The organism is Hydrogenispora ethanolica (genome assembly GCF_004340685.1).
Lineage (GTDB): Bacteria > Bacillota > UBA4882 > UBA8346 > UBA8346 > Hydrogenispora > Hydrogenispora ethanolica.
Map to the genome: position 1 here is coordinate 52,902 of NZ_SLUN01000012.1, position 25,361 is coordinate 78,262.

The window sequence follows — 25,361 nt, forward strand, 5'->3', positions numbered from 1 at the left end:
TTTGTCTCGCTATGGTCCCATGCAACTTTTTTCCGGTACCTCCAATCCTATGTTGGGAAAAGAGATTGCGGATTACCTCGGTGTGAAACTCGGCGGAGTTCAGATATCCCGTTTTGCCAGCGGGGAAATTTATGTTCGATTTCTGGAAAGCATTCGGGGTTCCGATGTCTTCATCGTCCAATCGTTAGTCAATAATGTCAATGATTCCATTATGGAAATGTTGATCATGATCGACGCCTTGAAAAGAGCCTCGGCCGGAAGGATTACTCCGGTCATCCCTTATTATGGATACGCTCGCCAGGAAAAGAAATCCGCGCCGCGCGAACCCATAACCGCGCGGATGTTAGCCGATATTATCTCGGCAGTGGGCGCCGATCGTGTCATTACGATGGATTTACACGCCCCGGCCATTCAAGGTTTCTTCAATATCCCGGTCGATCATATGACGGCCCTACCGATGCTCGCCCAGTACGTGACGCAAAAGAACATTCAAGATGGCGTAATTATAGCGCCGGATGCCGGTAGTGTAAAAAAAGCCGAAAAGCTGGCTACGCGCTTAGACATGCCATTAGGCGTAATGTATAAGCGTCGCCCGGCTCCCAATGTAGCTGAAATGACCTTTTTTATCGGCGATGTTAAAAATAAAACTCCGATTATCATTGACGATATGGTCGACACTGCCGGCAGCATCATGCAAGTAGTGGATGCACTGCTGGAGAGGGGGGCCAAACCGGAGATTCATTTATTAACCACGCACGGTTTATTTTCACCGCCCGCGGTAGACCGATTGCGGCATCCGGCCATCAAAGAGATTGTAGCCTGTAATACGGTGCCGCTTCCTCCAGAAAAATTTCTTCCGAATGTCACTGTTTTATCCGTGGCTCCTTTGTTTGGGGATGCCATTCGCCGAATCCATCAAGACATCTCCGTGAGTGTCCTCTTCGATTGAGAGACGGCCTTTCCAGATTTCTATTCGATTCGAAGAAAAACCCGGTACATTTCCGGGTTTTTTGATTAACTGAGTATCAACTTGGCTCCGCTCACCCGCTGACTGTACCCGGTTTTCGTCACACTTCCCCGACTTATCCACAGCCAAAACCATTAACCACGTTAAACGGATCCGTTTATCCACAAAAACAGATCGCTGATTCACAAAAGGAGCTTGCTGAGCGACTGAGCAAGCTCTCTTATTCACAAAACAAGCTTGCTCATCCACAAAAAGAGCTTGCTGAGCGACTGAGCGAGCTCGCTTATTCACAAAACAAGCTTGCTCATCCACAAAAAGAGCTTGCCGAGCGACTGAGTGAGCTCTCTTATTCACAAAACAAGCTTGCTCATCCACAAAAAGAGCTTGTTGAACGCCTGAGTGAGCTCTCTTATTCACAAAAAGAGCTCGCCCGACGACTGAAAGAACTCTTTTTCCTCAAAAAGAGCTTGTTCAGCGATTGAAAGAGCTCTTTCAGTCACCCAAAGAGATCCGTGATCCGCAAAATCACTCTTTCGGCTCCTCAACCCGGTCACGTATCCGCCAAACAACGCTACTTGACGCCATGACTTATCCTTCAATCCCTTCGTGAATGAGCGGAGCGAACTTGATAATCATTTCGATTATTCTTTTATTCTTTTTTACCAATTACGGCCGGACGAATCTCCCAGCGAATCCCCGATGGGATGGTCATACGGAGACTGGCTGTTTCTCTACGGAAAGAAAGCCATCCCAGTCCCGATATTGCCAGATCCGAGTTGGGTTGCAGGGTGATTGTCTCCGTAACCCATTCAATCTTCCTGCGGCAACTATCGCAGCATGGATTCAACCAATCGGGTTGGTCGTCTAACAACGCCCGAATTTTACTGTTGTCGGTCCGATGAATCATTAATTCCGGAGATGCGAAACTGATTACGACTACCTCCGATTCCGTTAAAGATTCCAAACCGACCAAGCCTCCGACGATCAGTCCTTTTCCCGGCTTGATCCCCCATAGCTTCTGCTGGATCTTGCGTTCCGGCAAAAGCAAACTGGCGCATTTTGTGCATAAACGATCGCTAAAACGATCTCCGGGGTTCAACCCGGGCGTGTCGATCAAGGTGTTGCGCCCCTTGAAGATGCTCCAGTTGCTCAAGCCCATGGTGGTACCGGGGAAACGAGAAATCGTAGGTCCAAAATCAGCGCCTTCTTTATTCAAAATGCTTTTTACCAACGATGATTTGCCGACGTTGGAGACTCCCAAAATGGCAATTTTGGTCCCGGAAGCGGTTGCTTTCTGCAGCCGCTCTTTTAAAGCGGTGATTCCCTTCTCCTTGAGTCCGCTGACGGCACAAATCGCCTTGGGAGCCTTTAATCCGATGTGCTGTACATAGCTGGCGGCATAATTGGTTACTTCCTCGGTTTTCGTACGTTCCGGCAATAAATCGATTTTATTGAGGACCAACAGATACGGTTTGTCCCCTAAAAATCCGGACCAAACCGGTAAACTTCCGGTAAGATCAGAAAAGTCAACCACTAGCACCAGTAGATCACTGAGCGTTATGGCTTTCGTAATGTTTTCCCGAATCAGATTCGGGTCAGGATTGGTCGAACCAATCTCATTGTAGTGAGTGACCCGAAAACAGCGTTGACACACCAGCGGCCCACTTCGTTCCCGGGCCTCGGCGGGAATAAAACCGGGCTTATTCCGGTCTTCGCTTTGTAAAACCGAACCGCAACCTCGACAGTAACCATTCTTCATTTCAGAATTCCTTTCTTACGAAACCGCTTAATGACCAGACGTTCTAACTTTCGTACAGCCTTGGTGCTCAAGAATTCGGTAGTACTCAAGGGAGGTGTCCAAATGGTGTAAAGTTCCATGCGGTTTCCACCAAGAATATCGGTGAATAACTGATCGCCGACCACGGCTGTCTCTTCCGGGAGGGTGGCCAGCAATTCCAAGGCTTTGCGAAACGGCAACTTTCTGGGTTTAGCCGCCCGCGATACATAGGGCACGTCGAGAGCGCGGGCAACAGCCTCGACTCGGTGCTCCAATGCATTGGACAGAATGCAAATTTTAAAGCCCTCCGCCTTAAACCTTTCGATCAGGACGACCACTTCGGGGTCTAAAATATCTTTCTTCCATTCAACCAAAGTATTATCCAGATCGAAGATGACCCCCCGGATCCCAACTTTCTTCAGTTCCTCAAGATTGAGTTCCAAGATCGAGTTTGCCTGACAGTCCGGGCATAACTTTTCAAGCATTCAAACCTCCATGAATACAATCGGTAGTTTTTATAGTTCCGCCGCAGAATAAGTATATTTTTGGTTGCAAAATTGACATTGAACCTCAATATTGCCTTGCTCTTGAATAATCTTTTCCAACTCTTGGCGCCCTAGGCTCAGCAAGGGGCCGCGAAAGCGTTCCCCTGAACAGTCACAATAATATTTTACCGGCATCTCCGCCAGGATTTTAAGGCTTCCAATCGCAAAACGCCGCGCTAATTGTGCTGAAGTCTCTCCGGAGTTCAGTATTGTCGTCACTGCCGGTATGTATCGTAAGGTCTCTTCAAGGCTCATCGCCACGGCGTCCGGGCATCCCGGTAACAACTGAACAATGAAACCGCCCGCGGCTTGAACTTGGCCGTCCGGGGCCACGAGAACACCCAATCCCACAGCTGACGGGATTTGTTCCGATTTGGTAAAATAATAGGCTAAATCCTCGCCGATTTCTCCGCTTTGGATAGGGACTACCCCATTGTAGGGATTTTTTAGACCATGATCTTTAATTACCGTTAATGTGCCCGGGCCGACCGCTTTCGCAATATCAAATTTTCCCAGAGGATTCAGATCCAGGTCAACCTGGGGATTCTCCAGGTAGCCTTTGACTGTCCCGGGCTGATTGGATACACCGATAATTTTTCCCAAAGGTCCCTCACCGGCGAATTGGACGGTCAATCTTTTTAGCGTATCGCTCATTACGCCCATCATCAATGTCCCGGTAAGCACTCTACCCAAAGCAGCGGTTGCGGTCGGCCACGTCTGGTGGATCCGGCGGGCTTCTTCTACCACGCCGGTGGTAGACACGGTATAAATCCGCACCATGTCATTGGCAGTGGTGGCTATCATCAGGGAATCGGTCATTCGTCTGTCACCTCAATTTGTTCTCCGTCAAAACCCAACTCTACTCCCTCAGGCAACCAGTGCCGGGAATCACTATGTTTAAAATCATGGCATAGATGGGTAAAAACGGCGCGCTTCGGCTTAAGGGCCGCAACGGTTCTCAACCCTTCATCCAGATTAAAATGGGTCGGATGTTTTCGAAACCGCAACACGCCCAGAATTAATAATTCTAAATCAGTTAACAGCTCCATGCTCGATGGCGGAATTTGACTGCAGTCCGTGATATAAGCGAACCGGCCGATACGATAGCCGAAGATCGTTAGTTTCCCATGGAGAACCGGGACCGGAACAACCTTGATTCCCTTAAACTGAAAAGCCCGCTCAACCGGATTGAGAACCACTCGTGGTTTACCTCCTCCGACTTGCACGGAGTCATCAAAGACATAGGCGAACATCCGGCCAATCTCCGCCAGGTGGGATGCTCCGCCGTATACGGGAATGGAATCCTTCTGCAATTCATTGAAACGGCGTAGATCGTCGAAACCGCAAACGTGATCGGCATGGGTATGCGTTAATAATAAGCATCCACCCGGGTCATCCGGTTTAGCAGAGCTTGAATTCGAAACTCGGTTGCGGTATCAATAAGGATGCTGTAAGGGCCGGTTTGGATCCAGGCCGATGAGCGGGTACGACGGTCCCGCGGATCGTTCGAACTGCATGCCGGGCAATCGCAACCTAAAACCGGAACCCCATGCGAAGTTCCGGTCCCCAGTAAAGTCACTTGCATTGTTTCATCCCATTTTAGCCTCCGGACCAGTCAGTTCCGCCGAACCAGCTCCTGGAGCCGGGCACGTTCCAACATTTTTTGTGCTTGCAAATGCTGTTCAAAGGTATTGCTGAAGACATGCGTTCCATCCGGTTTCGCCACAAAATACAGATAACTGACTGTTGCCGGGTCCGCTGCGGCTTTTAATGAAGCCAGGCCCGGATTGGCAATGGGTCCCGGCGGCAGTCCCCGATGCAAATAGGTATTAAAAGGAGATTGGACCGCGATGTCTTTATAGGATAGGCGCTCTTTGTGAACCCCCAAGGCATATTCAACCGTGGCGCAGGATTGCAAGGGATACCCTTTTTGCAAGCGGTTTTGAAAAACACCGGCAATCACTGGCCGCTCCTCAGCCTTGCGGGCCTCTTTTTCGACCAGCGAAGCCAGAATCACCAGATCGTGTCGTTTATCCTGCGGGATATTCTGAAAGCTGGCCATGAATAACTGCTTAAACCGGCGGAGCATTGTCGCAATGATCTCAGTTTCATCGCTGTGATTATCGAAGTAATAAGTGTCCGGGAAGAGATACCCTTCCATTCCATTCGTCATGGGGACATCACCCAAGATGCTCTGGAATAAATGTTGGTTCTTGAGTTCATCTAAAAAGCGTTTCCGATCAACCAAACCCTTCGTCGACAACAGATCGACCACTTCTCGAACGGTGAAGCCTTCCGGAATGGTAACCCGGATCTGAAAGGGAGTTCCCTGGCGCAACTGGCGAACGATCTCCGGCAGCGACATTCCGGGCCCGACCCGGTAGCGGCCCGCCCTGAGCATTTGGTCGCGCGGATCAAAACGGATATAAAATTCGAAAACGCTTTTACTCCGTATAATCCCCTGTTTTTGCAGCAAGTTGCCGATCTGCCGCAGCGAAGTTCCATATTCAATTTCGAAAACTTGTTTTCCCTTGATTCCCGGGGCCATCGGAAAAAGATTCCATAGAAAAACGACGCAACCGCTGGTTAGGATCAGGCCAAAAATGGCAAGGCCACCCCCGAAAAGAGGGTGGTTGCGCCAAAAACTGGTCGCGTGGCTTTTGATGCCGCTCATCACAGTATGGGTACGGAACCAAGAGGCTATTTTTTGCATCAGCAAACAACCGACCTCCTGGACCCATTATACTAGAAAAAGTGGGGAAAGACAAACCCCTGGATATACTAAGTTGTTTCAGATGTTCAGAGAAATCCGCCGGACGGTCCGGGAATCAAATCCGAGACGCAACCGGGCCCCATCAAATGAAGCTGTCTTTTAATCCTCGTCGGTCTCGTCTTCTTCGTCGATCATTTCTTCCAGCGCTTCGCACACCTTGGCGAATTCATCATCATCCTCGATATCGACCAGAACTTCCTCGCCTTTCTCGTCGGTCTCGATCTTAAAGATGACTGCTTCCTCTTCCTCTTCGTTCTCCTGGGTTTCGGGGACCATCACCGCATACTTGGCATCTTCCACTTCGACGATGTTCAATAGATTAAAACGATGTTCCTGCCCTTCTTCATCCACGAGTGTAATCCAATTGGTTTCTTGGTCTGACACTATAGCGCCTCCTAAATTTATTTGAATCGTATGTTTTACGAAACGACCCCTCATTTTCCAAATTACTCCGGTATTTTTCCCTTCTGCTCCAAGTTCATTCCAACTTTCGCATCCAAGAAGTTTTGCAGGATGATCACAGCCGCGACTTTATCGATTCGGGAGCGGCGTTCCCGCCGGGACAAATCAGCTTCCAGGAGAGCTTTTTCCGCTGAACCCGTCGAAAGCCGCTCATCCCAATAAAAAATCGGGATTTTGACGAGCTTCGCCAATTCAGTGCCAAATCCGCGCACTTTTTCGGCCATCGGCCCTTCGGTCCCGTTCATATTTTTGGGCAGTCCGATGACCAGTCCGTCAATCTCGCGGTCACTCATCATCTGACACAAAGAATCCAGATCCTTACGGAAGGAACCGGATCGCTGCAAAACCATATATCCTTGAGCGGTTATCTCCAAAGGATCACTAATGGCGATTCCAATTCGTTTCTCTCCGACATCCAATCCCATCCAACGCATGAATCCACCTTCACAGTTCTCTTTCATAACAATGTTTCCGGGTTTCGCGCTGTCCTAAGTATCAGGCAACGAGCCACTTTCAAATTCCGTTGCATATCGTAAACCAGTTCCATGATATCTTATTTCGGCCCGGCAGGCAACAGAACTTTGATCTGAAAGCCAAAACCGGGCAGATTTTTTCCGCCGCCGGGAATATCGATCTTGAAGTCTGCAATCTCTTTGCGGCGGATCAACTCTGCCCTGGCCTGGGATATGCTCTTCCCTTTCAACCATTGCCGGATCTGATCCGCGCTTAGGATGCCTTGGATGTGACCTCTGCCACTCAATTGGAGGCTCGCCCTTTGCCGGCCGGTGGCGGTGACCCGGGCCGCTAATAACTGGATCTTGCGGTCCTTGGGCCGGAAGCCTTGGGGCACCGCCTTTTCAAAACGATAACTCAGCAGTTTCGACAACTCGGCCACAGGGGGCGCCAAAGCAGCGACGCGATATTCCAAAGTCGTCTGTACTTCGTCACTCTCCGCCCCAATCTCCGGGCTGTCCACCAGCCGGACGACCTCGCATTGCACCAATTCGGGGATGAATAGATAATCCTTGCTGAATAGCGAAGAAAGTTCTCCCGGCCCGATCAATTCCAACTGCCGCCGGGCCTCGGATTCGCCTTTTTTGACGTCTTCCAGTGTGACAACGGAGATCTGTTTATCTTCCCCGTGGACGGTCGGCGTCAGGTTTACTACTTGCAGGGAACGAAGCAGTTTGCCTTCGATCCGGTTCAGCGCCCGAACGGGAAGGTTTCCGATGGTGCCCTTCTGCTCAGCGATGATCGATACTTCCGCCTGCCCGTAGTTTTCGCCGACCGGAACGCCGCCACGGTACTTCGCTGATTTCTTTGGCACCAAAACATCCCGCTCCGTAAAAAACCGGACTCCGTTGCGCGCCAGCACCACGCTTTGTTTGGGCACGACCACCGGCTGGGAGCTGGGGTTAATCAATGTCAAACGGCCGGTGGCGGCAGTCACGCCGACCGTCTTTACCCCCGTCGTTACGGTGCGTACCACAAGCTTGGAAGTTTTCTCAATGACCCGGGCCGATACCTTGCCGGCTTCGGGTACGGTCTCGGAAATCGCGGGACCAATCTCTGCCGCAGTGACAAAATCCAAGCTTTCTTCCTTCGGATAAACCAAAACAGTCGCCTTGGGCTGCAAAAACCACCAAACAGCCAGGACAAACGTAAAGAGGGCCAACGGAATCGCGACCAGCAGGCCTCCCTGCCGCAAGTTAAAACCTGCCTGAAGCGCCGGGGAGGTTTGGGATGCCCGGGCCGGCTCTTCCGGCTCAAAAGAATCGGGGTCCGGCATCCGGGATGAAACGGACGCATCGTCACTGATGGTTGCCAGGCCCATCCGCTTCGCCAGCATGATCAGCATGGTATCCGCCGCGTTGATCAAAATCTCTTTGGACTCCTCTTCTGCATAGAACTTCAACAAACGAAGGTTGATCTCATTGTTCAGCAGTTCCGTCTCTGCCGGAACTTCCAGCACGATCCGGTCCGCCGGAGAATGAATGATCTGCTTCACCAGTTCCTCGATGGTCAGTTCGGGAAGAACTTCGATCTTTTGCAGGCCCATGGTCTCACCCCGTTTCGGTATCGAATAGGAATCGAATTCCTAAAATTCAAAGCATTGAAGCCTCTAAAAAAGCTCATCACCGTCAGGCTAATTCCTGGAAGAACCCGAGAGGAAATTTGGCGCGATTGAGGAGCAGCCGTTTCCAATCTCCGGGAACTCGGCGCAATTCCGCTCCGTCGAAACGGGAAGGCTTGGCGATTCCCAAAAAATGAAGAACGGTCACCGCCGAATCATTGGCGGAAACATGCCCTTTTTGCCAGTTCCAATCGTAAGTCAATAAGCCTCTGTCAAAATCGGGGCCGTGGATGATCACGGGCGCGGCCGCATTCTCGGTGCGCCGCCGTTCCCGGCTTGGCGGCAGAGTTGTGAAAAGCACCGTCAAGGTTTTCTCGCCGTCGATTTGTTTGAGCAATTCGCCAAAGAGCCGGTCATAACGGTTCAATGTCAAACGGCGGTAATGGTTCCACCGGATCTCGGTCAGATTGTTGCTGTAGGCTTCGAGCCGTTCCAGATCGCCGAGTGTGATCAAAATGACCTGGGCCAAGCGGTTGAAACTTTGCCAATACGTCAGGATCTGCTGGGGATCGGAACGGGTTCCCGCCGGAAAATCCGGATCTTTCAGGTTGGTCCCGCTCCCTACCGCGCCATAGTCGATCCGTCCGCGATCATCCATGAGCATGGCTGAACTGGAGCGATCCAACGTATCCAAGGTATCAATGTCGCAATTTCCAATCGCGGCTGTTTTGAGGGATGCTTCGTGCAGCAGCGCTCCAACACGACCCAGATAAGCCGCATTGGAGGAATTGATCTGGTACAATTGGGGAAACCCGATATGTACCGCCCCATCCGAAGAAATGGAGAAACCGGTCAAAGCGCGGTAGAGTTGGGCCACGGGTTGTCCCCGGTAGATTTCCGCGGCATCCATGAATAAAGGTCCGGAACGGCTGGGACGCAAACTCATCCCGCTATTCCAGGCCTGGTATATCCGGACCGGAGAGCCCAGACGGGATTGGGTCATCATACCGACGGCGGAAGTCCGCACAAACTCCAATAAATTGGGGGTGCGCTCGGAGATATCCTCCAGCATCAGCCGGGGTATCGCCACAATGACCACCTTGTTTTCGGCGGCGGCCAATAACGGCATCGTCGACATGATAAACAGCGTCATCAGGCAAAATGTAAGCAACCAACCGCGCAAACCCCGAATCCTCCTTTTTTACCCCATGAGAACAAAAAAACGGTTTTTGAACCGCGTCATTCAAATCATACCGAATCTATCCGCAATTGTCAATGAAACCCGCTACGGTTCAGGCCGGATTTTATCCATTCCCGCCTCGTTCCGGGTTCTTGCGAAACAAATTTCATAAAAACTGGTAATGATGCTCAAGACGATGGAGCCCAGGGGAACCGCGAAGACCATTCCCACCAGGCCAAAGATTTGACCGCCGATCAGGATGAGGTATACCACCAGGATTGGGCTCATGCGAAGCGAACCGCCGATAATCCGCGGTGTCAGCACCATGACTTCCAACTGGTTGACCAGCAAAAACAGGATTACAACATACAAAGCGGTCCACGGGGAATGCAGCAGTCCAAAGAGAACGGCCGGTATCGCGCCTAACACCGGGCCAAAATAGGGAATCAGGTTCAGTGCTCCGGCCAGCAATCCCAGGAGGAAGGCGATGTCCAAACCGAGCAGGCTCAACCCCAACCCAATCATCAGGCCCACGATTAAGGTATCCAGCAGCTGGCTACGGATATAGAGTTTCAACAGGTTGTCAATTTTCAAAAACGCATTGGTCCAATGCGGGCCGAAATGCGATAACAGCCACCACCTGCTGCTCTGTTTCAATTTTGGGTAGTCGCGGCTGATATAATACGCCAGCAAGGGGACGAGGAGATAAATCAACGAGTGCGAAAAAAAGTCCACGATCCCCTGGGCGAGATTGATTAAGGAGTTCCGCAGCATGATCTCGCCTCTGGCGGTAATTTGCGCGATCAGCTGTTTGACTTGGACCGGCAGACGCCAGTATAACTCGGAATACTTCCCTTCCATTTCTTGCAAGGTTTCGAACAGTTCCGGCAACCGCTGCATCACCCCGGTCAGATCCCGAATCAAGCGAGGGATGACGATGCCGAAAACCAGCACCCCGGCCAGCAGAATCACCAAATAGACCGTCAGGATGGCCCAATTTCGCGGTGCTCCCTTTTGCTGCAGGAATTCGACCAGCGGATTGATGGCGTACGCCAGAAAAAAAGCGAATACAAACGGCGCAATGATGCTCCGGGAAAGATAGAGCACCAAAAGCGTGAAAGGGATGATGAAAATCAGGAACCAGGTTTTTTTGGAAATTTTCGTTGGAAGATCCCTTCTTTCGCGAGACGGTGTTTCCCTGACTTTGGACTGTACTTTATAGTTTGGCGAAAGAAGCGGATTCGTAAACCTATGATCTTGGAGACCTTCCCGTGGCAAATGGTAAAAAGGGGAAATCAGAGATACAATTTATAATTCAATCTATTAATATGCCGGGATACTCAGCATCTCGGGGACTGTGACAAAATGATAGCCTTGCTCTTTGAGGATTTCGATGATATACGGCAGGGATTGCACCATGCCGCTGCCCGCTTGCACGCTGCCGGTACAGGCATTATGCATCAGGATGATCGAGCCGGGAACCATATTGGCCACGACCCGGGCAGTGATAGTCGGGCCGGAAATCCCCGACCAGTCCATGCTGTCGACGTTCCAGAGGATCAGCTTATAACCCATCGCCAGCGCCACTTGGGCGCTTTCATCATTCAAAGCGCCGTAGGGCGGACGGAAAAGTTTGGTCCGCAATCCCGTAACCCGGTAAATCTCCGTTTCGGTGCTCTGGATTTCCGCGCGAATCTGCTCCGGCCGCAACGTGGTCAGATCAGGGTGATGGAAAGTATGATTGGCCAAAATATGACCTTCCTTGGCGATGCGTTCGACCATTCCCTGATTCTTTTGCACACAATCCCCCTGACAAAAGAAGGTGGCTTTCACCCGGTAATGCCCCAGGATCTCCAATAACACCGGGGCAAAAAGGGAATCGGGAGCGTCGTCGAAGGTCAGGGCGGCCAGCCTATACTCAGAGGAACCTTGGCGATAGATGGTTCCGGGATAACGGGACGGCCAATCTGCTTTCTGATTTTCGTAAGAATCCCGGCTTTCGGAATCAAAAGGCTGCCGGGAATCGAATGGGTCATGATTCGGGTCGGAAATGGCGCTCCCGGAGATGAACGATGGACCCGATTCATTATACCGAAAATTCACTGTGATCACCTCAACTCATTCCGATATGATAGGATATCTTTATAAAAACGGATTATTCCTTTATTCCGGGAGCGGCAGAAGCTCTCTCCCGGCCGGCTTGCCAGTTGCTTTGAAAAAGCTGTCCAAGGTTCTCTCGGGCAGCTTAAAAAAGGCCTTCATGAGCTTCACTCAGAAAGCTTTACGGTATAATTCGAGGAGCTCCGCTTCGCTGGCGTCTCTGGGATTGCCGGGCGTACAAACATCCTGGAAGGCGGCTTTTGCCAATTTCGGCAGGTCTTCCTCGCGTACGTCGATCTCCCGGAGTTTCTGGGGAATGTTGATCGTTTGGGACAGGCGGATGACCGCGTTCACCGCCGCCCGGCGGTACCCGTCGGCGTCCATCCCCTCCAGGCCCTGGACGCCTAAAGCCCTGGCGATCTCCAGATATTTCTCGCCGGTAGCCGGCGCATTGTATTCCATCACGTATGGCAACAGTAGCGCGTTGGCCACGCCATGCGGCGTATCGTAAAAAGCCCCTAACGGATGCGCCATCGAATGGACGATTCCCAGACCCACATTGGAGAAGCCCATGCCGGCGATATATTGGGCCAGGGCCATTCCGTTCCTGGCCTCCATGTTCTCCGGTTCCTGCACGGCTGTTTGGAGGTGCCGGGCGATCAGTTCAATCGCTTTCAATTCGAACATGTTCGTCATTTCCCAAGCGCCTTTGGTGATGTAGCCCTCAATGGCATGGGTCAATGCGTCCATGCCGGTCGCTGCGGTCAGCCCTTTCGGCATGGAAACCATCAACTCCGGATCGACAATGGCGATCATCGGAATATCATGCGGATCGACACAGACCATTTTTTTCACAGCCTGTTCGTCGGTGATCACATAATTGATGGTGACCTCGGCGGCAGTACCCGCGGTGGTCGGGATGGCAATGACCGGAAAACTTTTTTGGTGGGTTGGGGCCACGCCCTCCAATGATCGGACATCGTTGAACTCCGGATTATTGATGACAATGCCGATCCCTTTGGCGGTATCGATCGGCGAACCGCCGCCCACCGCGATGATGAAATCGGCTCCCGCCGCTTGCAGGGCGGCCACTCCGGTTTGGACGTTTTCGATAGTGGGATTGGGTTTTACCTTGTCATAGATTTCATAGGCAACGCCGGCTTCCTTCAAGACATCGACCACTTTTTGCACCACGCCGAATTTGACGAGCGCTTCGTCGGTGACCAGGAAAGCCTTTTTGAAGTTACGGCCCGCGATCTCGCCGGGCAAAGCCTTGATGGCGCCGGGTCCAAAATATGATGTCTCATTCAGGATGATTCGATTGTACATTTGATCACCTCATTTACTTATGATTCTTCCTAAAATAACGTATTGGAAAATGGTTTGTTCTTCCATAATTCAAAAAAATTTTTCCGATGGCCCTCTGGAAAGAAAGTAAGAAGCTTATCCGCTGGAAGTGAAATTAAAACAGCGCACTTTTGTGCGCTGTTTACGAATGCCGGTGAGCCAATCTTTGCGTAATGGCGCCGGTGCCTTCTTTTAAGACCGAAGTCCAATGTTTGGTCTGGTCTTTCACCATCCGGACCGTTCCGCGGGCTGGTTTCATCATCCGTTGCGGCTTCATTTTCATGGCCATCCCCGACATCATGCCTTGCCTTTGCCGGGCTAACATCGCCAAACCCACCGCGGCGCCGATCAAACTGCCGGCCACGATTCCCCGTACTACCCGATGCATCCGTTTCACCTCTCTCCGCTGGCATCTATGGCATAAGCCCGATGATATTATCCCCGGACGGAAAGCGGTTAAACCAAAATTTTAACCTGGTAATGCCGCCATCGGTTTCTTGGCGCCCCGATGGTCGCGGCTTATTTCCCTTGAATTGTTCAAACCTTTCATTGGATTTGAATATGGAACAGCGTACCGGCAAACTGATGAGTTAAGACCCGTCAGTTCCCGCGATAACTCCGCCTCCCACCACCAGATCGCCCTGGTAAAAGACGACTGACTGTCCGGGAGTGATTGCCCGTTGCGGCATGTCGAAGAGCACTTCCACCCGCCCTTCGGGCAATGGACGGACCACAGCCGGAGCAGGCGGCGCCGCGTAACGGATCTTGGCTTCCACCCGTAGCTCGTCTTGGAGAGCGGGAATGGCGATCCAATTTAAAGCTTCGGCCACTAACCGATCAGCGAATACTTCATCGGCGAGGCCGACCACTATCTCGTTGGTCTCAGGGCGGATTTCCGTGACAAACAGCGGGACGCTGGAGGCGATCCCCAAGCCTTTGCGCTGTCCAATGGTGTAATTGATAATCCCGGAATGTTCACCCAGGACTTTCCCGGTCTTATCGACGATTTTTCCCGGCCGGACCGCCCCGGGCCGGTATTCATCGATGAACCGGCGATAATCCTGATCGGGAACGAAACAAATCTCTTGACTGTCGGGCTTATCGGCCACTCGCAAGCCTAACTCCGCCGCTTTCTGGCGGATGGACGTTTTGGTATGTCCTCCCAGCGGAAAGAGGCTCGACTCCAATTGGGCCTGAGTCAGGCCGTACAATGCGTAGCTCTGATCCTTGGTGAGATCGAGACCCTTGCGCAAGATCCACCGCCCGGTGCTTGGATCCTGTTCGCGCCGGACGTAATGGCCGGTGGCCACGTATTTGCCGTCAAGGGCCTTGGCCTTGTCCAACAGATTGTTGAATTTGAGCTCTTGATTACAGATGATACAGGGATTCGGCGTCCGGCCCTCCAAATATTCGGCGACGAAATAATCGATGACCTTCTCGCGGAATGGCGCTTGCATGTTGACTACGTAATAAGGGATACCCAGCTTATTTGCGACCGATCGGGCATCCTCGACCGCCCCTAAAGAGCAGCAACCGCCTTCCGCCTCCAAATCATACGGCAGATCAGTCTGCCAGATCTGCATGGTCATTCCGATGACTTCATACCCTGCTTCCAGGAGGAGCGCAGCTGCGACAGAGCTGTCGACTCCCCCGCTCATCGCCATAATGACCCGCTGCATCAGCCGGCTAACTTGGAACGGTAATCTTGGATGGCCTTATGAAGCGCATCCGCCGCCAAATTGGAGCAATGCATCTTTTGGGGGGGCAGACCGTCCAACGCTTCCGCCACCGCTTGATTGGTGATTTCCAGTGCTTCCTCGAGAGTCTTTCCCTTCACCATCTCCGTAACCATGCTGCTGGTAGCGATAGCCGCTCCGCAGCCGAACGTTTTGAATTTGACATCCACGATCCGGTTATCCTCGACTTGCAGGTAAATCTTCATGATATCGCCGCAGACAGCGTTGCCGACTTCACCCACGCCGTTTGCGTTTTCGATCTCCCCCACATTGCGCGGGTTTTGAAAATGATCCATTACTTTGTCAGTGTACATGAAGCACACTCCTTCCGTTGCGGATTGTTATAGAGCGGAGACATCGCTCGCAATTTGTTGACGATCTCCGGCAGTACTTCCAAGACATAATCGATCTCTTCCTTGGTGGTGGATTTCCCCAAAGTCAACCGCAGTGAACCGTGGGCAATCTCATGGCAAATACCCATTCCCAATAAAACGTGGGAGGGTTCCAATGATCCGGATGTGCAGGCCGAGCCACTGGATGCGGCAATTCCCTTCAGATCCAGGTTCAGCAGGAGCGATTCACCTTCGATAAACTCAAAGCTAAAGTTGGCGTTGCCCGGCAAACGCCGGGTCCGGTGCCCATTGAGCCGGACATACTCGAACTTTTGCAGCACGTTATCGATGAGGTAATCACGCAGTTCCGTAAGGCTCTTGCTGGTTTCCGGCAGCTTTTGGTTGGCCAGCTCAAGCGCTTTCGCCAAACCGACGATTCCGGCGATATTTTCCGTGCCCGCCCGGCGATTCCGTTCCTGAGCGCCGCCATGGATTACCGGGGTGAGGCGGATCCCTTTTCTGGCGTAAAGAACACCGACACCTTTGGGACCATAAAACTTGTGGGCTGCCAAGGACAAAAGGTCGACACCGAGTTCATGCACATCGACGGGAATTGACCCCGTGGTTTGAACGGCATCGGTATGGAAAAGAATCTTTCGTTCCTTCAGAATTTTAGCAATCTCAGCGATGGGTTGGATCGTCCCGACTTCATTATTGGCGTGCATGATCGTGACTAAAATGGTCTTATCGGTCAAGGCTTGTTTTAAATCCGCCGGGTTGACCAATCCTTCACCGTTCACTGGGAGATAGGTCACCTTAAAACCTTGTTTCTCCAGGAACTTGCAGGTATCGAAGACCGCATGGTGCTCAATGGCCGAGGTGATGATATGGTCACCTTTCTCCCGGTACGAAAGGGCCACTCCTTTAATGGCCATATTATCGCTTTCGGAGCCCGATCCGGTGAAAATAATCTCTGAGGGTTCAGCGGCGCCTATCTCTTTGGCCACCGTCGCTCTGGCCTGGTCGAGCGCCTTGCGGGTCTCCCGGCCGAAGGAATGGATGCTGGACGGGTTGCCGAAAGATTCCACATAATAAGGCAGCATCGCCTCCAAAACCTCGGGATCAACCGGGGTCGTCGCGGCATGATCCAAGTAAATTCGTTTCAATTGAACCATCTCCTATTAAATATAGTACATTGGATTAGAGCCATGTAAGCTGTGATAATCATTGATCAGGTCCGCCAGTGTCGTCGAATCCAGAACCTCAACCATGCTGTCGCGCAACCGTTGCCACAGGATGCGCGTCGCGCAATGTCCGGAAAGGCGGCAAACGTCCGCCTCCGAGTCTTCCGCCACACACTCCACGGGAGCGATCGGCCCTTCCAGCACGCGCAGAATGTCGCCGATTTTAATCTCCGCCGGATCGCGGGTCAGATTGTAACCACCCAACGCGCCGCGAACGCTCGTGACAAGACCCGATTTACGCAAGGCTGCGATCAGTTGCTCAAGATAGGGTTCGGAGATCTGCTGTTTTTCGGCAATGGTCTTTAACGTCACCGGCCCGTCCTGGTTGTGAAGGGCCAACTCGAGCATGGCTCGAATCCCATATTGACCACGCGTCGAAATTTTCAAGGTCAAAACTCCTTTAATATTTTACTAAAAAGGTCGGCTTTCAATTCCGAGTTTTTTAGTACACTTTCTGAATCAATCCTACCATAACTTTTATAGTATGTCAATTATTTATCAAACCATGAAAGGAAAGGTTAATCTTCGACATACTCCTTATAGACATAAGGAGAAGTCATTAAGGAAAGCAGGCTCCAATAGTTCGGTGAAAACCGTACCCGTTGACCGAGCCGGGGCTTTTTTTCACAGGCCAATACCGCATAGTCGCTGCTGCCGCCAAGCAGTGTGAATCCAGGATCGAGCGGTGTCAATCCGTTGAGCGGCGAATCCTGGTGTCCGATATTCAATAATGCGCGCCATCCAGGCTCCGCTTCTGGAAATACCGGTCTCCGGCCGAAGGCGTCCAAGCCGGTTTCTCCTTCCGTACGCGCTGGCTTTCGTTGCGCCTGGATGACCTCAGCTTCGACTACAAAAGCATCCCCCCGAAGATCCGGCAGCAGGGTTCCAGCCATAGTTTCCCGGCCGAGCAAAATTCCTTCGCCGATTCGCAGATGATTGATTCCCGGAGGCAGTTCCTTCCGATATAAAAGAGGTAGACTGCTGGAGTTGCCTCCGGAGACCCAGGTCACGGGAAAACCGAACTCGTTGCGCAATTGTTCCGCCAGGCCTGCCAGATGTGCTAACTTTTCCACAGTGGGAACAGCTCCGGCAAAGCAGGAAAAATTGGTGCCGGCCGCAGTCACCCGCAGGTTCGGCAGGCGCCGGCAGCACCGGGCCAACTGGGTCAGCCCCGCCTCATCAACTCCTTCCCGCAAATCGCCCAAATCGATCATTAGCATCACTTCATGCCGCTGGACCACGGAATGAAGCGACGCCAGTGTTTTAACCTCCGTATTCAGACTGAGGTCAGCCACAGCGGCGATCTCAGCTAACCGGCCGAGACTCGGGAGACGTAATAATACCCGGCGGGTGGCCGGGAAAAGCTGTTGGAAGCGGTGCAGGTTTTCACTGCGCGAATCGCCGATCTCCCGCGCCCCCGCTTCAATCAATGACCGGGCGATCCGCAGATCTCCGGCCACTCCCTTCAGCACGACGGTCAGTTCCATTCCGGCCGCGCCGGCTCGTCGCCGTAAACATTCAAAATTAGCGACCAAACGATCGAGATGAATCAGAATCCGTGGGGTTTTCATCATGGCTCCTGAGCATACCTTTCCGGTCTCAGCTTGCGCAAACGCCCGGCCAGCTCACTTTCGCGGCCATTAAGGGTCGGCTGATAAAAGACTTTGTCCCGCAGGGCTTCCGGCAGGTATGCTTGATCGACATAGCCTCCCGGATAATCATGGGGATACCGGTAGCCGACTCCATCGCCAAGTTTCCTCGCTTGAGAATGAGAACTATCCCGCAGATGAACCGGAACTTCTTGTCCCTCCATCTTCTGCACCTCGGCCATGGCAAGGTCGATCGCCACGCAACTGGCATTGGATTTCGGCGCAGTGGCAATATAAATTGCCGCTTCCGCCATGGGAATACGGGCTTCGGGCAGTCCCACCATTTCTACGGCCTGCGCCGCCGCCATGGCTACCAGCAAAGCCATGGGATCGGCATTGCCAACGTCTTCCGCCGCGTGAACGATCATGCGGCGCGCAATAAACTTTGGGTCTTCTCCCGCAGTGATCATCAACGCCAGATAATATAAGGCGGCATCGGGATCGGAGCCCCGGAGCGACTTAATAAAAGCGGAGATCGTGTCATAATGCACTTGTCCGCCCCGGTCATAACGCAAAGGCCGTTGCTGGACACAATCACTGATAATGGCCAATGTGAGTTCCCGATAGTGAGTCTGCGGATCCGGCGGCGTGGTCAAAGCAGCCAATTCCAGGGCATTCAAGGCAATCCGCGCATCCCCGTTCGCGACGAACGCCAGGTGTTCCAGGGCATCCGGAGCGAGTCGCACTCGAAAGTCGGCGATTCCCCGTTCATGATCCTCCAAGGCCCGTTGGATGACTTGTTTTAAATGTCTCGCCTCCAGCGGATAAAATCGAAAGACCATACTGCGGGAGATCAGCGGCGTGTTCACTTCATAGAGAGGATTCTCCGTCGTGGCGCCGATCAGCAACACCGTCCCCTCTTCGACTGCCGGCAGCAACGCATCTTGTTGGGATTTGTTGAAGCGGTGGATCTCATCCACGAAAAGAATGGTTTTTTGTTGATACAGTTTGAGCCGGTCGGATGCCTCGGCAATGATCCTCCGGATATCGGCCACTCCGGCGGTTACGGCATTCAAGGTTTCAAAGCAGGAACGGGTCGTATTGGCAATGATTCGTGCCAGAGTCGTTTTTCCGGTCCCGGGAGGCCCGTAAAAAATCATCGACGATAACCGGTCGGCTTCAATTGCCCGCCGCAATAAGCGGCCTTCTCCGACGATCTCCTCTTGGCCGATAAACTCATCCAAATTGCGGGGGCGCATCCGGCTGGCCAGCGGTGCTTCCCGGGTTTGATTTTCCGAATTGACAGAAAAAAGGTCCATTTTGGCATTCACCTCGCATTGATACACCCGATCTATCTTTTACCAAGAAGCTCATAATCCTGCCGCGGTGAGGAAAAATCTTTTAGACAAACATTTCCGGTCGTCTTTGCCGGACAAAGCTGTTATAATACTGCTTACCGCCAAGATCTTCTGTAAAGTAATGGATGTCCCGATCCTGAAGCGGTTTTTATTGATAATTCATTTTCTATTTTCATAGAGAAAGGAGATGGCTGGAATGATTCAAAAAAGACTCATCGGCTCAGTTCTGGCGGCAGTGATGGCGCTGAATGCTACTGTGGTCAGCCCGGTTTTATATTTCAATGCTCAAGCCATGAAAAAAACACCGTCTGCAAAGAGCGAATCTCGCAAAGCGGCGCCAGTAAAACCGAAGCTTTTGGACGCAACCGCGTCAAACCATACCAGCCGCGCCGTTCAGAAGCAAGAAAAGCCGAAACCGTTTGTGAATACGAACCATCGCAACAATCGTCGCTCAACCCAGTACCACCAGCTCCCTGCCAATCAGTTTGATATGCTGGCCCGGATTATTCATGCCGAAGCTGGCGGCGAATCCCTAAAAGGACAGGTAGCGGTAGCGGCGGTTATCCTGAACCGTATCCGTTCGGGAAGATTCCCGGCAACAGTGACTGGGAACGTCTTTAAACCGGGAGAGTTCGAATCCGTTTCTAACGGTTATATTTGGGCTCAACCAAACGCCGAATCCTATCGAGCGGCCAATTTAGCCGTCAAAGGATGGGACCCGACCAACGGAGCTTTGTATTTCTTTAATCCCGCCAAAAGCAGTTCGCGCTGGATTTGGACCCGTAATGTCGTAATCGTTATCGGTGAACATCACTTTGCCGTCTAAAGGCGTTGTGATAAACCGGCTACGGATTGCTTGAAACAAAAAATGGGGCTGTCTCTAGAAGTTAATCTAGGGACAGCCCCATTTTTATATCGACTTAGCCGTTTCTGGGGCTGATCTTCATGCTTTCGATTGAACCCTCGGGACTGACCATAAATCGCCAGATCCCGGCGGAGTACTTTTCTTTATATTCCACCTGCCAACGATCATAATTAAAGCTAACTCCCAAGAACTGGCCGAGTCTCAGCGCTTTATAACTGGCCCAGGTCTCAACCGCCCGTTTCGCTTGGGTAGCGGAGGAGATCGCCGCTTGTTGGACTTTCACTTGGGCGCTGAAATCTTCGGGAGCATATTTGGGGGAAAATCCGACAACTTGGGTGGGTAAATCCCAATCTCCCGCCTTGATGCCGATCGTCACACGATAAGGCCCGGAAAGGTTATATTTGAGAATGTTGTTGGGGCGAAAACTTAAAGTGACGGTCCGATTCTCGGGAGTCCATTGAAAAGGGATTACGGAAGTACTTAACGAGACCCAGTTGCCCGAGCGCATGCCCTCCAAATTTCCGGTAATGATGAAATTTCCTTCGCTGTAAGATTGGAGGTTTAAACTAAAGTTCACAGCTTCCGCTTTTTTATCGTTGTCTTGGTCAACCAGCGCAAATGAGCCGGGAACCTCCAGAACGACTTGCTGATCGAGGACAACATCGGTGGGCGCAGCCCCGCTCGGAATCATCAGAAATAGCATAATCCCGAGAACCACCCCGATAAGCAGTACCTTTTTAATCAAAAAAATCACCCCGAATGATTGTTTTTCAGAGTGATTCTTGATCGGCGCTGACAATCCTTTATGTAATATTCGCCAGCTATGATGCAGCCATCCTGTTTAGCACGAAAATGACTTGGTCTTTTTCCAAGGGCTTTAACACTACGTCAAGAGCGCCTGCCTTCAACCCGCTGAGGATCTCATTTTTGGATGACTCGGTACTGCAAATAAGAATCTTGACTCCGGGGTCCATCGCTTTAAAATAATGGATCGATTCAATCGCGTCGCCGTCCGGCATGAATAGATCGCGAATAATCAAATCCGGGTGTTCCGTGGAGAACAACCAAAGGGCTTCTTGATTGGTCCCGGCCTCGCGGATTTCATGTCCGGCCTCGCGCAGGTATTCCTTGAGTATTGTCCGTACTAAGGGCGAATCGTCGATGATTAGGACTTTCATTTCATCACATCCCTTAGAAGCGTTGTGATAAACCCGTCCGTAGGCCGGGGTGACCACAAAAGCTCAGAGAAGCAAGTGATAAAGTCGTTTTTAAACCTTTTTGTAAGTCGAATCAGTGTGTAAGAGACTTTATCACATGGCTTTTAGAAGCGTTGTGATAAACCCCGTCCGTAGGCCGGGGTGACCACAAAAAGCTCAGAGAAGCAAGTGATAAAGTCGATTTTTAATCCTTTGAAAGAGTGATTTCCGAATTTGAGGACTTTATCACATGGCTTTTAGAAATTAGCCAATACCAAAATATTTCTCTTTTTATAAAGTTTTTCCTTTTTTTACGAAAAAGACTCTTCCTTTTCTTTATTGAAGCACTGAATTCCCCACGTGAACTTGATAGGACCAGTTGCGTCCGTTGTTGTTATCCCAGTTCTGAGCGCTATCGCGAAAACAGAAATTAAAGTTCGAAGGCTCCTCGACCTGGATGGAGACGGTCCATCCTCCGTCGCGGGTCTTCTTCATTGGAATGTCCATGACATTGTTCCACTGTTCACTGCCGTATCCGGCATGGAGAAAAACCTTGTCGGCGCCAGCCGAAGCCAAGTGCCCCTTATATTTTATTTTCACCTCATCACCCAAAGTAATTGGCACCGGGTCTAAAAAAATCCCATCCACGACTTCTTCGGTCTTTTTTTTGCCAGGCACTTCCCATCCACTCCTTTTTGCAGTTTATCGGTTTCAGTGGGATATTATGCCCTTGACGGAGCCATTTAATCACGTCTTTGTTGGCTGACTTTACGCCATCTCGGCGCCCTGGGCGGGATCCAAGGCCAGTTTCAGTTGCTTCTTCGAAGCTACCTTGTTGATGGCCTCCGCCAACTCGTTAATTTTATAAGGCTTACTGACTACGCCGCAAAAACCGTATTTTTGATAGTCGGCCATGACCGGGTCATTGGAATAACCGCTGCTGACGATGGCTTTACTTTTCGGATCCATGGCCCGCAGTTCCGCGATGACCTCGCGTCCGCCTTTCCCTCCCGGCACCGTCAAATCCAAGATAACCACATCGAAAGGATCATCCGATTCGATCGCCTGGCGGTAGAGCTCCAGCATTTCGTCGCCATCCTGGGCCAGCCTCACCCGATAACCGATATACTCCAGCATTTGTCCGATCAGATACCGGATATTCAGGTCGTCATCCATCAGGAGAACCTTTCCTTCCCCCGTAATAAAAACGTCCGTCGCGTCGTTCGGCAGCGATAAATAATGCTCGCTGGCTGGCAGGTAAATCGTAAAACAAGTTCCTTGCCCCGGTTTCGATTCCACGTCGATATGGCCTTCGTGCCGCTTGATGATGGAGTACGAAGTCGCCAACCCTAAACCGTTGCCTTTCGCCTTGGTGCTAAAATAGGGATCAAAAATTTTCGCCAAATACTCCTCCGGAATGCCAATCCCTTGATCCTGAATCGACAATTTGACATATTTGCCGCTTGGAATCAGCGATCCCCGTTTGACATGAATATTTTCAGCCTTCACGAAGATGGTCCCGCCGTTGGGCATCGCCTGATGAGCGTTGATAACCAAGTTGTTGATGACCTGGCTGATCTGCCCTTGATCGACATCCACCGCCCACAAATTGTCCGGAATATCGAATTCGGCCACGGCACTCGTGCCGCGCAACGCAAACTCGGTCGTATCGCGGATCGTATTGGCAATCGAAGCGGTCTTTCTCAGCGGAGCCCCGCCTTTGGCGAATGTCAGCAATTGCTTGGTCAGGCCGGTCGCACGTTCGATCGCGGTTTCGGTATCCTTGAGATACTTGGAAATATCGCGATCTTTTTTGTACATGGCCCGGGCCAGCTGGACATTGGCCAAGATTTCGGCCAGGATATTATTGAAATCATGCGCTATTCCGCCGGCCAATATGCCGAGCGATTCCAGTTTGGCGGCTTTGAAAAGCTCTTCTTCGATCTTTTGTTGCTCGGTATGATCGTGAAAAACCAAAACCGTGCCGATCATATTGCCATTGGAATTGCGGATCGGCGAACCGCTCAATTGGAGGAGCCGTTCCCGTAATTCCCGGTCCACCAGAATCGCATTACGGTTCATTTCCATGCTTCCATCCGCCTGCATGATCTGCTCGTGAAGATCCGTATATTGTTCACTCGTCTGATCGTGAATCAAATAAAAGACCTCATAAAGAGAGCGGCCCGCCGCCTCTGCCTGCGACCAGCCGATGATCTCCTCGGCCGCTTTATTGAGAAAAATGATATTGCCCGAGGTATCGGTGGCAATAACCCCTTCGCCGATCGAACGCAGGGTTACGGCCAGACGTTCCTTTTCCGCAGCCAATTCTTCCTCAACTTGCTTACTTTTCGTGATGTCCTCGATGATGACCATGGCATAATGATTTTGATGGGACATATCCCATAGACCGGACACGGTAACGCTCCCCCAGATCGGTTCTCCGCTCTGACAAATGAAGCGATTCTCTGAATGGTACTTGTGAAGTTTGCCGGAGATGAGTTCTCCGAATAGATAGCGCCCCGCTTTCCGGTCGTCCGGGAAAAGGAGCTCGGAATAACGGAACTGCTGGAAATCTTGTTTTTCATAACCCAACATCTCCGTAACCGCCGGATTGCTGCCCACAATCTTCTCCTGAGGGTTCACCAATAGGATCCCCACTCCGGCGCCGTCGAAAAAAGCATTGAACCGCTCCTCGTTAATTTGCATAACCCCTTCGGCCTGTTTCAGTTTTCGGTACGGTTCGAGCAAAATATCCTGAACCAGGAATGGATAAAGATAGTAAAGCGACAGCAATTGCAACAAAGCGGGAATTCGTTTCCATGGCCCCGCAAGTCCGGGAAACAGGGACATCATGAACGCCAGGAATAACAATCCAAGCGAAACCGGGAAATGACGATATGGGAATTGTCCCTCCCGTCTCCGGTATCGAAACCAGAATCCGGCTGCCCCCATCAGAGACATCATGCCCAGGCACCCGATCCACTGCCCGATGATGGGGTTCGAAAATGAACTCGGGATGGTTTGGCTGAACCCGATCCAACCAAGACCGACGATGGAACCTCCGTTTAATACAACCTGAGTAAGCCGTTTTGAAAGACGGGTCTGGCCGATGAAGATGATAGGGATCGCCAATATAACCAGGGCTTGAAGCAACCGTCCCACGCTATGCGACTGCGCCGCCAACAATCCCGGATTGGAAACGAAACTGCTTGCGTACCCCGATAGAAGGCATAATAGATCAAAACATGCCATCCCCAAAAAGGCGCTTTTCAAAACCGCCAAGGGATGATGCGCCGAAAACTCACGAGTATTCCAAAATGCCGCGAAGAGACTCAGGGACAAAAAGACCCCGGTCATTTCAATCATCATTACAACCAGCCGTTCTTGGAAAAAGCCGACGGGAAGCAAAGCAAGGCAAAAAAGGACCGGGAAAAGAATGTTGAATGGTTTTTGCTGGGAATGCTGTTCCACGTAACAACCTCCGCAGTTTTTTGAAATGCTCCGTTTGCGCCTGCCGCTACCACCAATTTGACCCATGCAACATGGTGGCAACCGACTCATTTCGCCGTTTTAATTCGGATATATTATAACATAAATTTTTTTAATTTGCCCAAACCTTTCCAGTTCCCGTTTAATCAATCGGGACACTCCGGTCGCTCGCTCAGCTCCTGCCAAAGGTTCAGTCCGTCATTCCGTATGCCCCCTCCGTTATCGCGCAATCTTTCTCAGTAACCGCGCAACATCGCACAGTAACGGTGTATACTCGCACAGTTACTGTGCAAGCTCGCTCAGTTGCGGTGCATCCTTGTACGGTTA

At 51.5% G+C, this 25,361-nt stretch carries 24 protein-coding genes and 1 pseudogene; 2 read left to right on the forward strand and 23 right to left on the reverse strand.

Annotation, left to right across the window (positions count from 1 at the left end; translation table 11 throughout):
• Positions 1 to 19 precede the first annotated feature (19 nt).
• Positions 20 to 949: a ribose-phosphate diphosphokinase gene (locus EDC14_RS11170; RefSeq protein WP_132014447.1), complete on the forward strand. Its 930-nt coding sequence runs from the start codon at positions 20 to 22 to the stop codon at positions 947 to 949.
• Between the two features lie 667 nt (positions 950 to 1,616).
• Here EDC14_RS11170 and EDC14_RS11175 read toward each other — a convergent pair.
• The 19 genes and pseudogenes from EDC14_RS11175 to EDC14_RS11265 all read right to left on the reverse strand — a co-directional run bounded on the left by EDC14_RS11175 (position 1,617) and on the right by EDC14_RS11265 (position 19,445).
• Positions 1,617 to 2,726: a GTPase gene (locus EDC14_RS11175; RefSeq protein ID WP_132014374.1), complete on the reverse strand. Its 1,110-nt coding sequence runs from the start codon at positions 2,724 to 2,726 to the stop codon at positions 1,617 to 1,619.
• The gene (locus EDC14_RS11180; protein ID WP_132014375.1) at positions 2,723 to 3,229 is read right to left on the reverse strand and encodes a YqeG family HAD IIIA-type phosphatase; all 507 of its coding nucleotides are present in this window, start codon (positions 3,227 to 3,229) and stop codon (positions 2,723 to 2,725) included. The genes EDC14_RS11175 and EDC14_RS11180 overlap by 4 nt, the downstream gene beginning before the upstream one ends.
• 30 nt (positions 3,230 to 3,259) lie before the next feature.
• Positions 3,260 to 4,108, reverse strand: coding sequence for an Hsp33 family molecular chaperone HslO (gene hslO, locus EDC14_RS11185; protein ID WP_132014376.1), 849 nt, complete (start codon positions 4,106 to 4,108; stop codon positions 3,260 to 3,262).
• Positions 4,105 to 4,668, reverse strand: a pseudogene (locus tag EDC14_RS11190) (MBL fold metallo-hydrolase); the annotation flags it as partial. The pseudogene EDC14_RS11190 and the gene hslO, both read right to left, overlap by 4 nt.
• Before the next feature lie 236 nt (positions 4,669 to 4,904).
• Positions 4,905 to 6,002, reverse strand: coding sequence for an endolytic transglycosylase MltG (gene mltG / locus EDC14_RS11195; protein ID WP_132014378.1), 1,098 nt, complete (start codon positions 6,000 to 6,002; stop codon positions 4,905 to 4,907).
• Between the two features lie 159 nt (positions 6,003 to 6,161).
• Positions 6,162 to 6,446 (reverse strand): DUF1292 domain-containing protein, encoded by a 285-nt coding sequence (locus EDC14_RS11200; RefSeq protein ID WP_341540156.1) that lies wholly within the window; start codon positions 6,444 to 6,446, stop codon positions 6,162 to 6,164.
• A 62-nt stretch (positions 6,447 to 6,508) separates the two neighbouring features.
• Positions 6,509 to 6,958, reverse strand: a complete 450-nt coding sequence (gene ruvX / locus EDC14_RS11205) for a Holliday junction resolvase RuvX (RefSeq protein WP_132014380.1) — start codon at positions 6,956 to 6,958, stop codon at positions 6,509 to 6,511.
• Between the two features lie 119 nt (positions 6,959 to 7,077).
• Positions 7,078 to 8,583, reverse strand: coding sequence for a baseplate J/gp47 family protein (locus tag EDC14_RS11210; protein ID WP_132014381.1), 1,506 nt, complete (start codon positions 8,581 to 8,583; stop codon positions 7,078 to 7,080).
• Between the two features lie 82 nt (positions 8,584 to 8,665).
• Positions 8,666 to 9,781, reverse strand: coding sequence for a hypothetical protein (locus EDC14_RS11215; RefSeq protein ID WP_132014382.1), 1,116 nt, complete (start codon positions 9,779 to 9,781; stop codon positions 8,666 to 8,668).
• Between the two features lie 102 nt (positions 9,782 to 9,883).
• On the reverse strand, positions 9,884 to 11,056 hold the full coding sequence (locus tag EDC14_RS11220) for an AI-2E family transporter (protein WP_279388747.1): 1,173 nt from the start codon (positions 11,054 to 11,056) through the stop codon (positions 9,884 to 9,886).
• A gap of 45 nt (positions 11,057 to 11,101) precedes the next feature.
• Complete coding sequence (locus EDC14_RS11225) at positions 11,102 to 11,881, reverse strand: polysaccharide deacetylase family protein (protein WP_165907953.1); 780 nt, start codon at positions 11,879 to 11,881, stop codon at positions 11,102 to 11,104.
• Between the two features lie 168 nt (positions 11,882 to 12,049).
• Positions 12,050 to 13,207, reverse strand: a complete 1,158-nt coding sequence (gene fucO / locus EDC14_RS11230) for a lactaldehyde reductase (RefSeq protein WP_132014385.1) — start codon at positions 13,205 to 13,207, stop codon at positions 12,050 to 12,052.
• A 160-nt stretch (positions 13,208 to 13,367) separates the two neighbouring features.
• The gene (locus EDC14_RS11235; protein WP_132014386.1) at positions 13,368 to 13,613 is read right to left on the reverse strand and encodes a hypothetical protein; all 246 of its coding nucleotides are present in this window, start codon (positions 13,611 to 13,613) and stop codon (positions 13,368 to 13,370) included.
• Positions 13,614 to 13,815: 202 nt separating this feature from the next.
• Positions 13,816 to 14,904, reverse strand: a complete 1,089-nt coding sequence (gene mnmA / locus EDC14_RS11240; protein ID WP_132014387.1) for a tRNA 2-thiouridine(34) synthase MnmA — start codon at positions 14,902 to 14,904, stop codon at positions 13,816 to 13,818.
• A complete protein-coding gene (nifU, locus tag EDC14_RS11245; protein ID WP_132014388.1) occupies positions 14,904 to 15,275 on the reverse strand; it encodes a Fe-S cluster assembly scaffold protein NifU in 372 nt (123 codons plus the stop codon). The genes mnmA and nifU overlap by 1 nt, the downstream gene beginning before the upstream one ends.
• Entirely contained in the window at positions 15,257 to 16,468 is a 1,212-nt protein-coding gene (gene nifS / locus EDC14_RS11250) for a cysteine desulfurase NifS (RefSeq protein ID WP_132014389.1), read from the reverse strand. The genes nifU and nifS overlap by 19 nt, the downstream gene beginning before the upstream one ends.
• A gap of 6 nt (positions 16,469 to 16,474) precedes the next feature.
• Positions 16,475 to 16,924, reverse strand: coding sequence for an RrF2 family transcriptional regulator (locus EDC14_RS11255; RefSeq protein ID WP_132014390.1), 450 nt, complete (start codon positions 16,922 to 16,924; stop codon positions 16,475 to 16,477).
• 131 nt (positions 16,925 to 17,055) lie between these two features.
• On the reverse strand, positions 17,056 to 18,108 hold the full coding sequence (locus tag EDC14_RS11260; RefSeq protein ID WP_207930739.1) for an alanine racemase: 1,053 nt from the start codon (positions 18,106 to 18,108) through the stop codon (positions 17,056 to 17,058).
• Positions 18,108 to 19,445 (reverse strand): replication-associated recombination protein A, encoded by a 1,338-nt coding sequence (locus EDC14_RS11265; protein WP_132014392.1) that lies wholly within the window; start codon positions 19,443 to 19,445, stop codon positions 18,108 to 18,110. Before EDC14_RS11265 ends, EDC14_RS11260 begins: the two co-directional genes overlap by 1 nt.
• Positions 19,446 to 19,680: 235 nt before the next feature.
• Between EDC14_RS11265 and EDC14_RS27280 the strand changes: the two genes are divergently transcribed.
• Positions 19,681 to 20,310, forward strand: coding sequence for a cell wall hydrolase (locus tag EDC14_RS27280; protein ID WP_243662903.1), 630 nt, complete (start codon positions 19,681 to 19,683; stop codon positions 20,308 to 20,310).
• A gap of 94 nt (positions 20,311 to 20,404) precedes the next feature.
• Here the strand turns inward: EDC14_RS27280 and EDC14_RS11275 are convergent, their stop codons facing one another.
• The 4 genes from EDC14_RS11275 to EDC14_RS11290 all read right to left on the reverse strand — a co-directional run bounded on the left by EDC14_RS11275 (position 20,405) and on the right by EDC14_RS11290 (position 25,016).
• A complete protein-coding gene (locus EDC14_RS11275; protein ID WP_132014393.1) occupies positions 20,405 to 21,094 on the reverse strand; it encodes a hypothetical protein in 690 nt (229 codons plus the stop codon).
• Between the two features lie 76 nt (positions 21,095 to 21,170).
• Complete coding sequence (locus EDC14_RS11280) at positions 21,171 to 21,527, reverse strand: response regulator (RefSeq protein WP_132014394.1); 357 nt, start codon at positions 21,525 to 21,527, stop codon at positions 21,171 to 21,173.
• A gap of 354 nt (positions 21,528 to 21,881) precedes the next feature.
• On the reverse strand, positions 21,882 to 22,223 hold the full coding sequence (locus EDC14_RS11285) for a carbohydrate-binding protein (RefSeq protein ID WP_243662904.1): 342 nt from the start codon (positions 22,221 to 22,223) through the stop codon (positions 21,882 to 21,884).
• Between the two features lie 90 nt (positions 22,224 to 22,313).
• Positions 22,314 to 25,016 (reverse strand): PAS domain S-box protein, encoded by a 2,703-nt coding sequence (locus EDC14_RS11290; protein ID WP_165907954.1) that lies wholly within the window; start codon positions 25,014 to 25,016, stop codon positions 22,314 to 22,316.
• Positions 25,017 to 25,361: the final 345 nt, after the last annotated feature.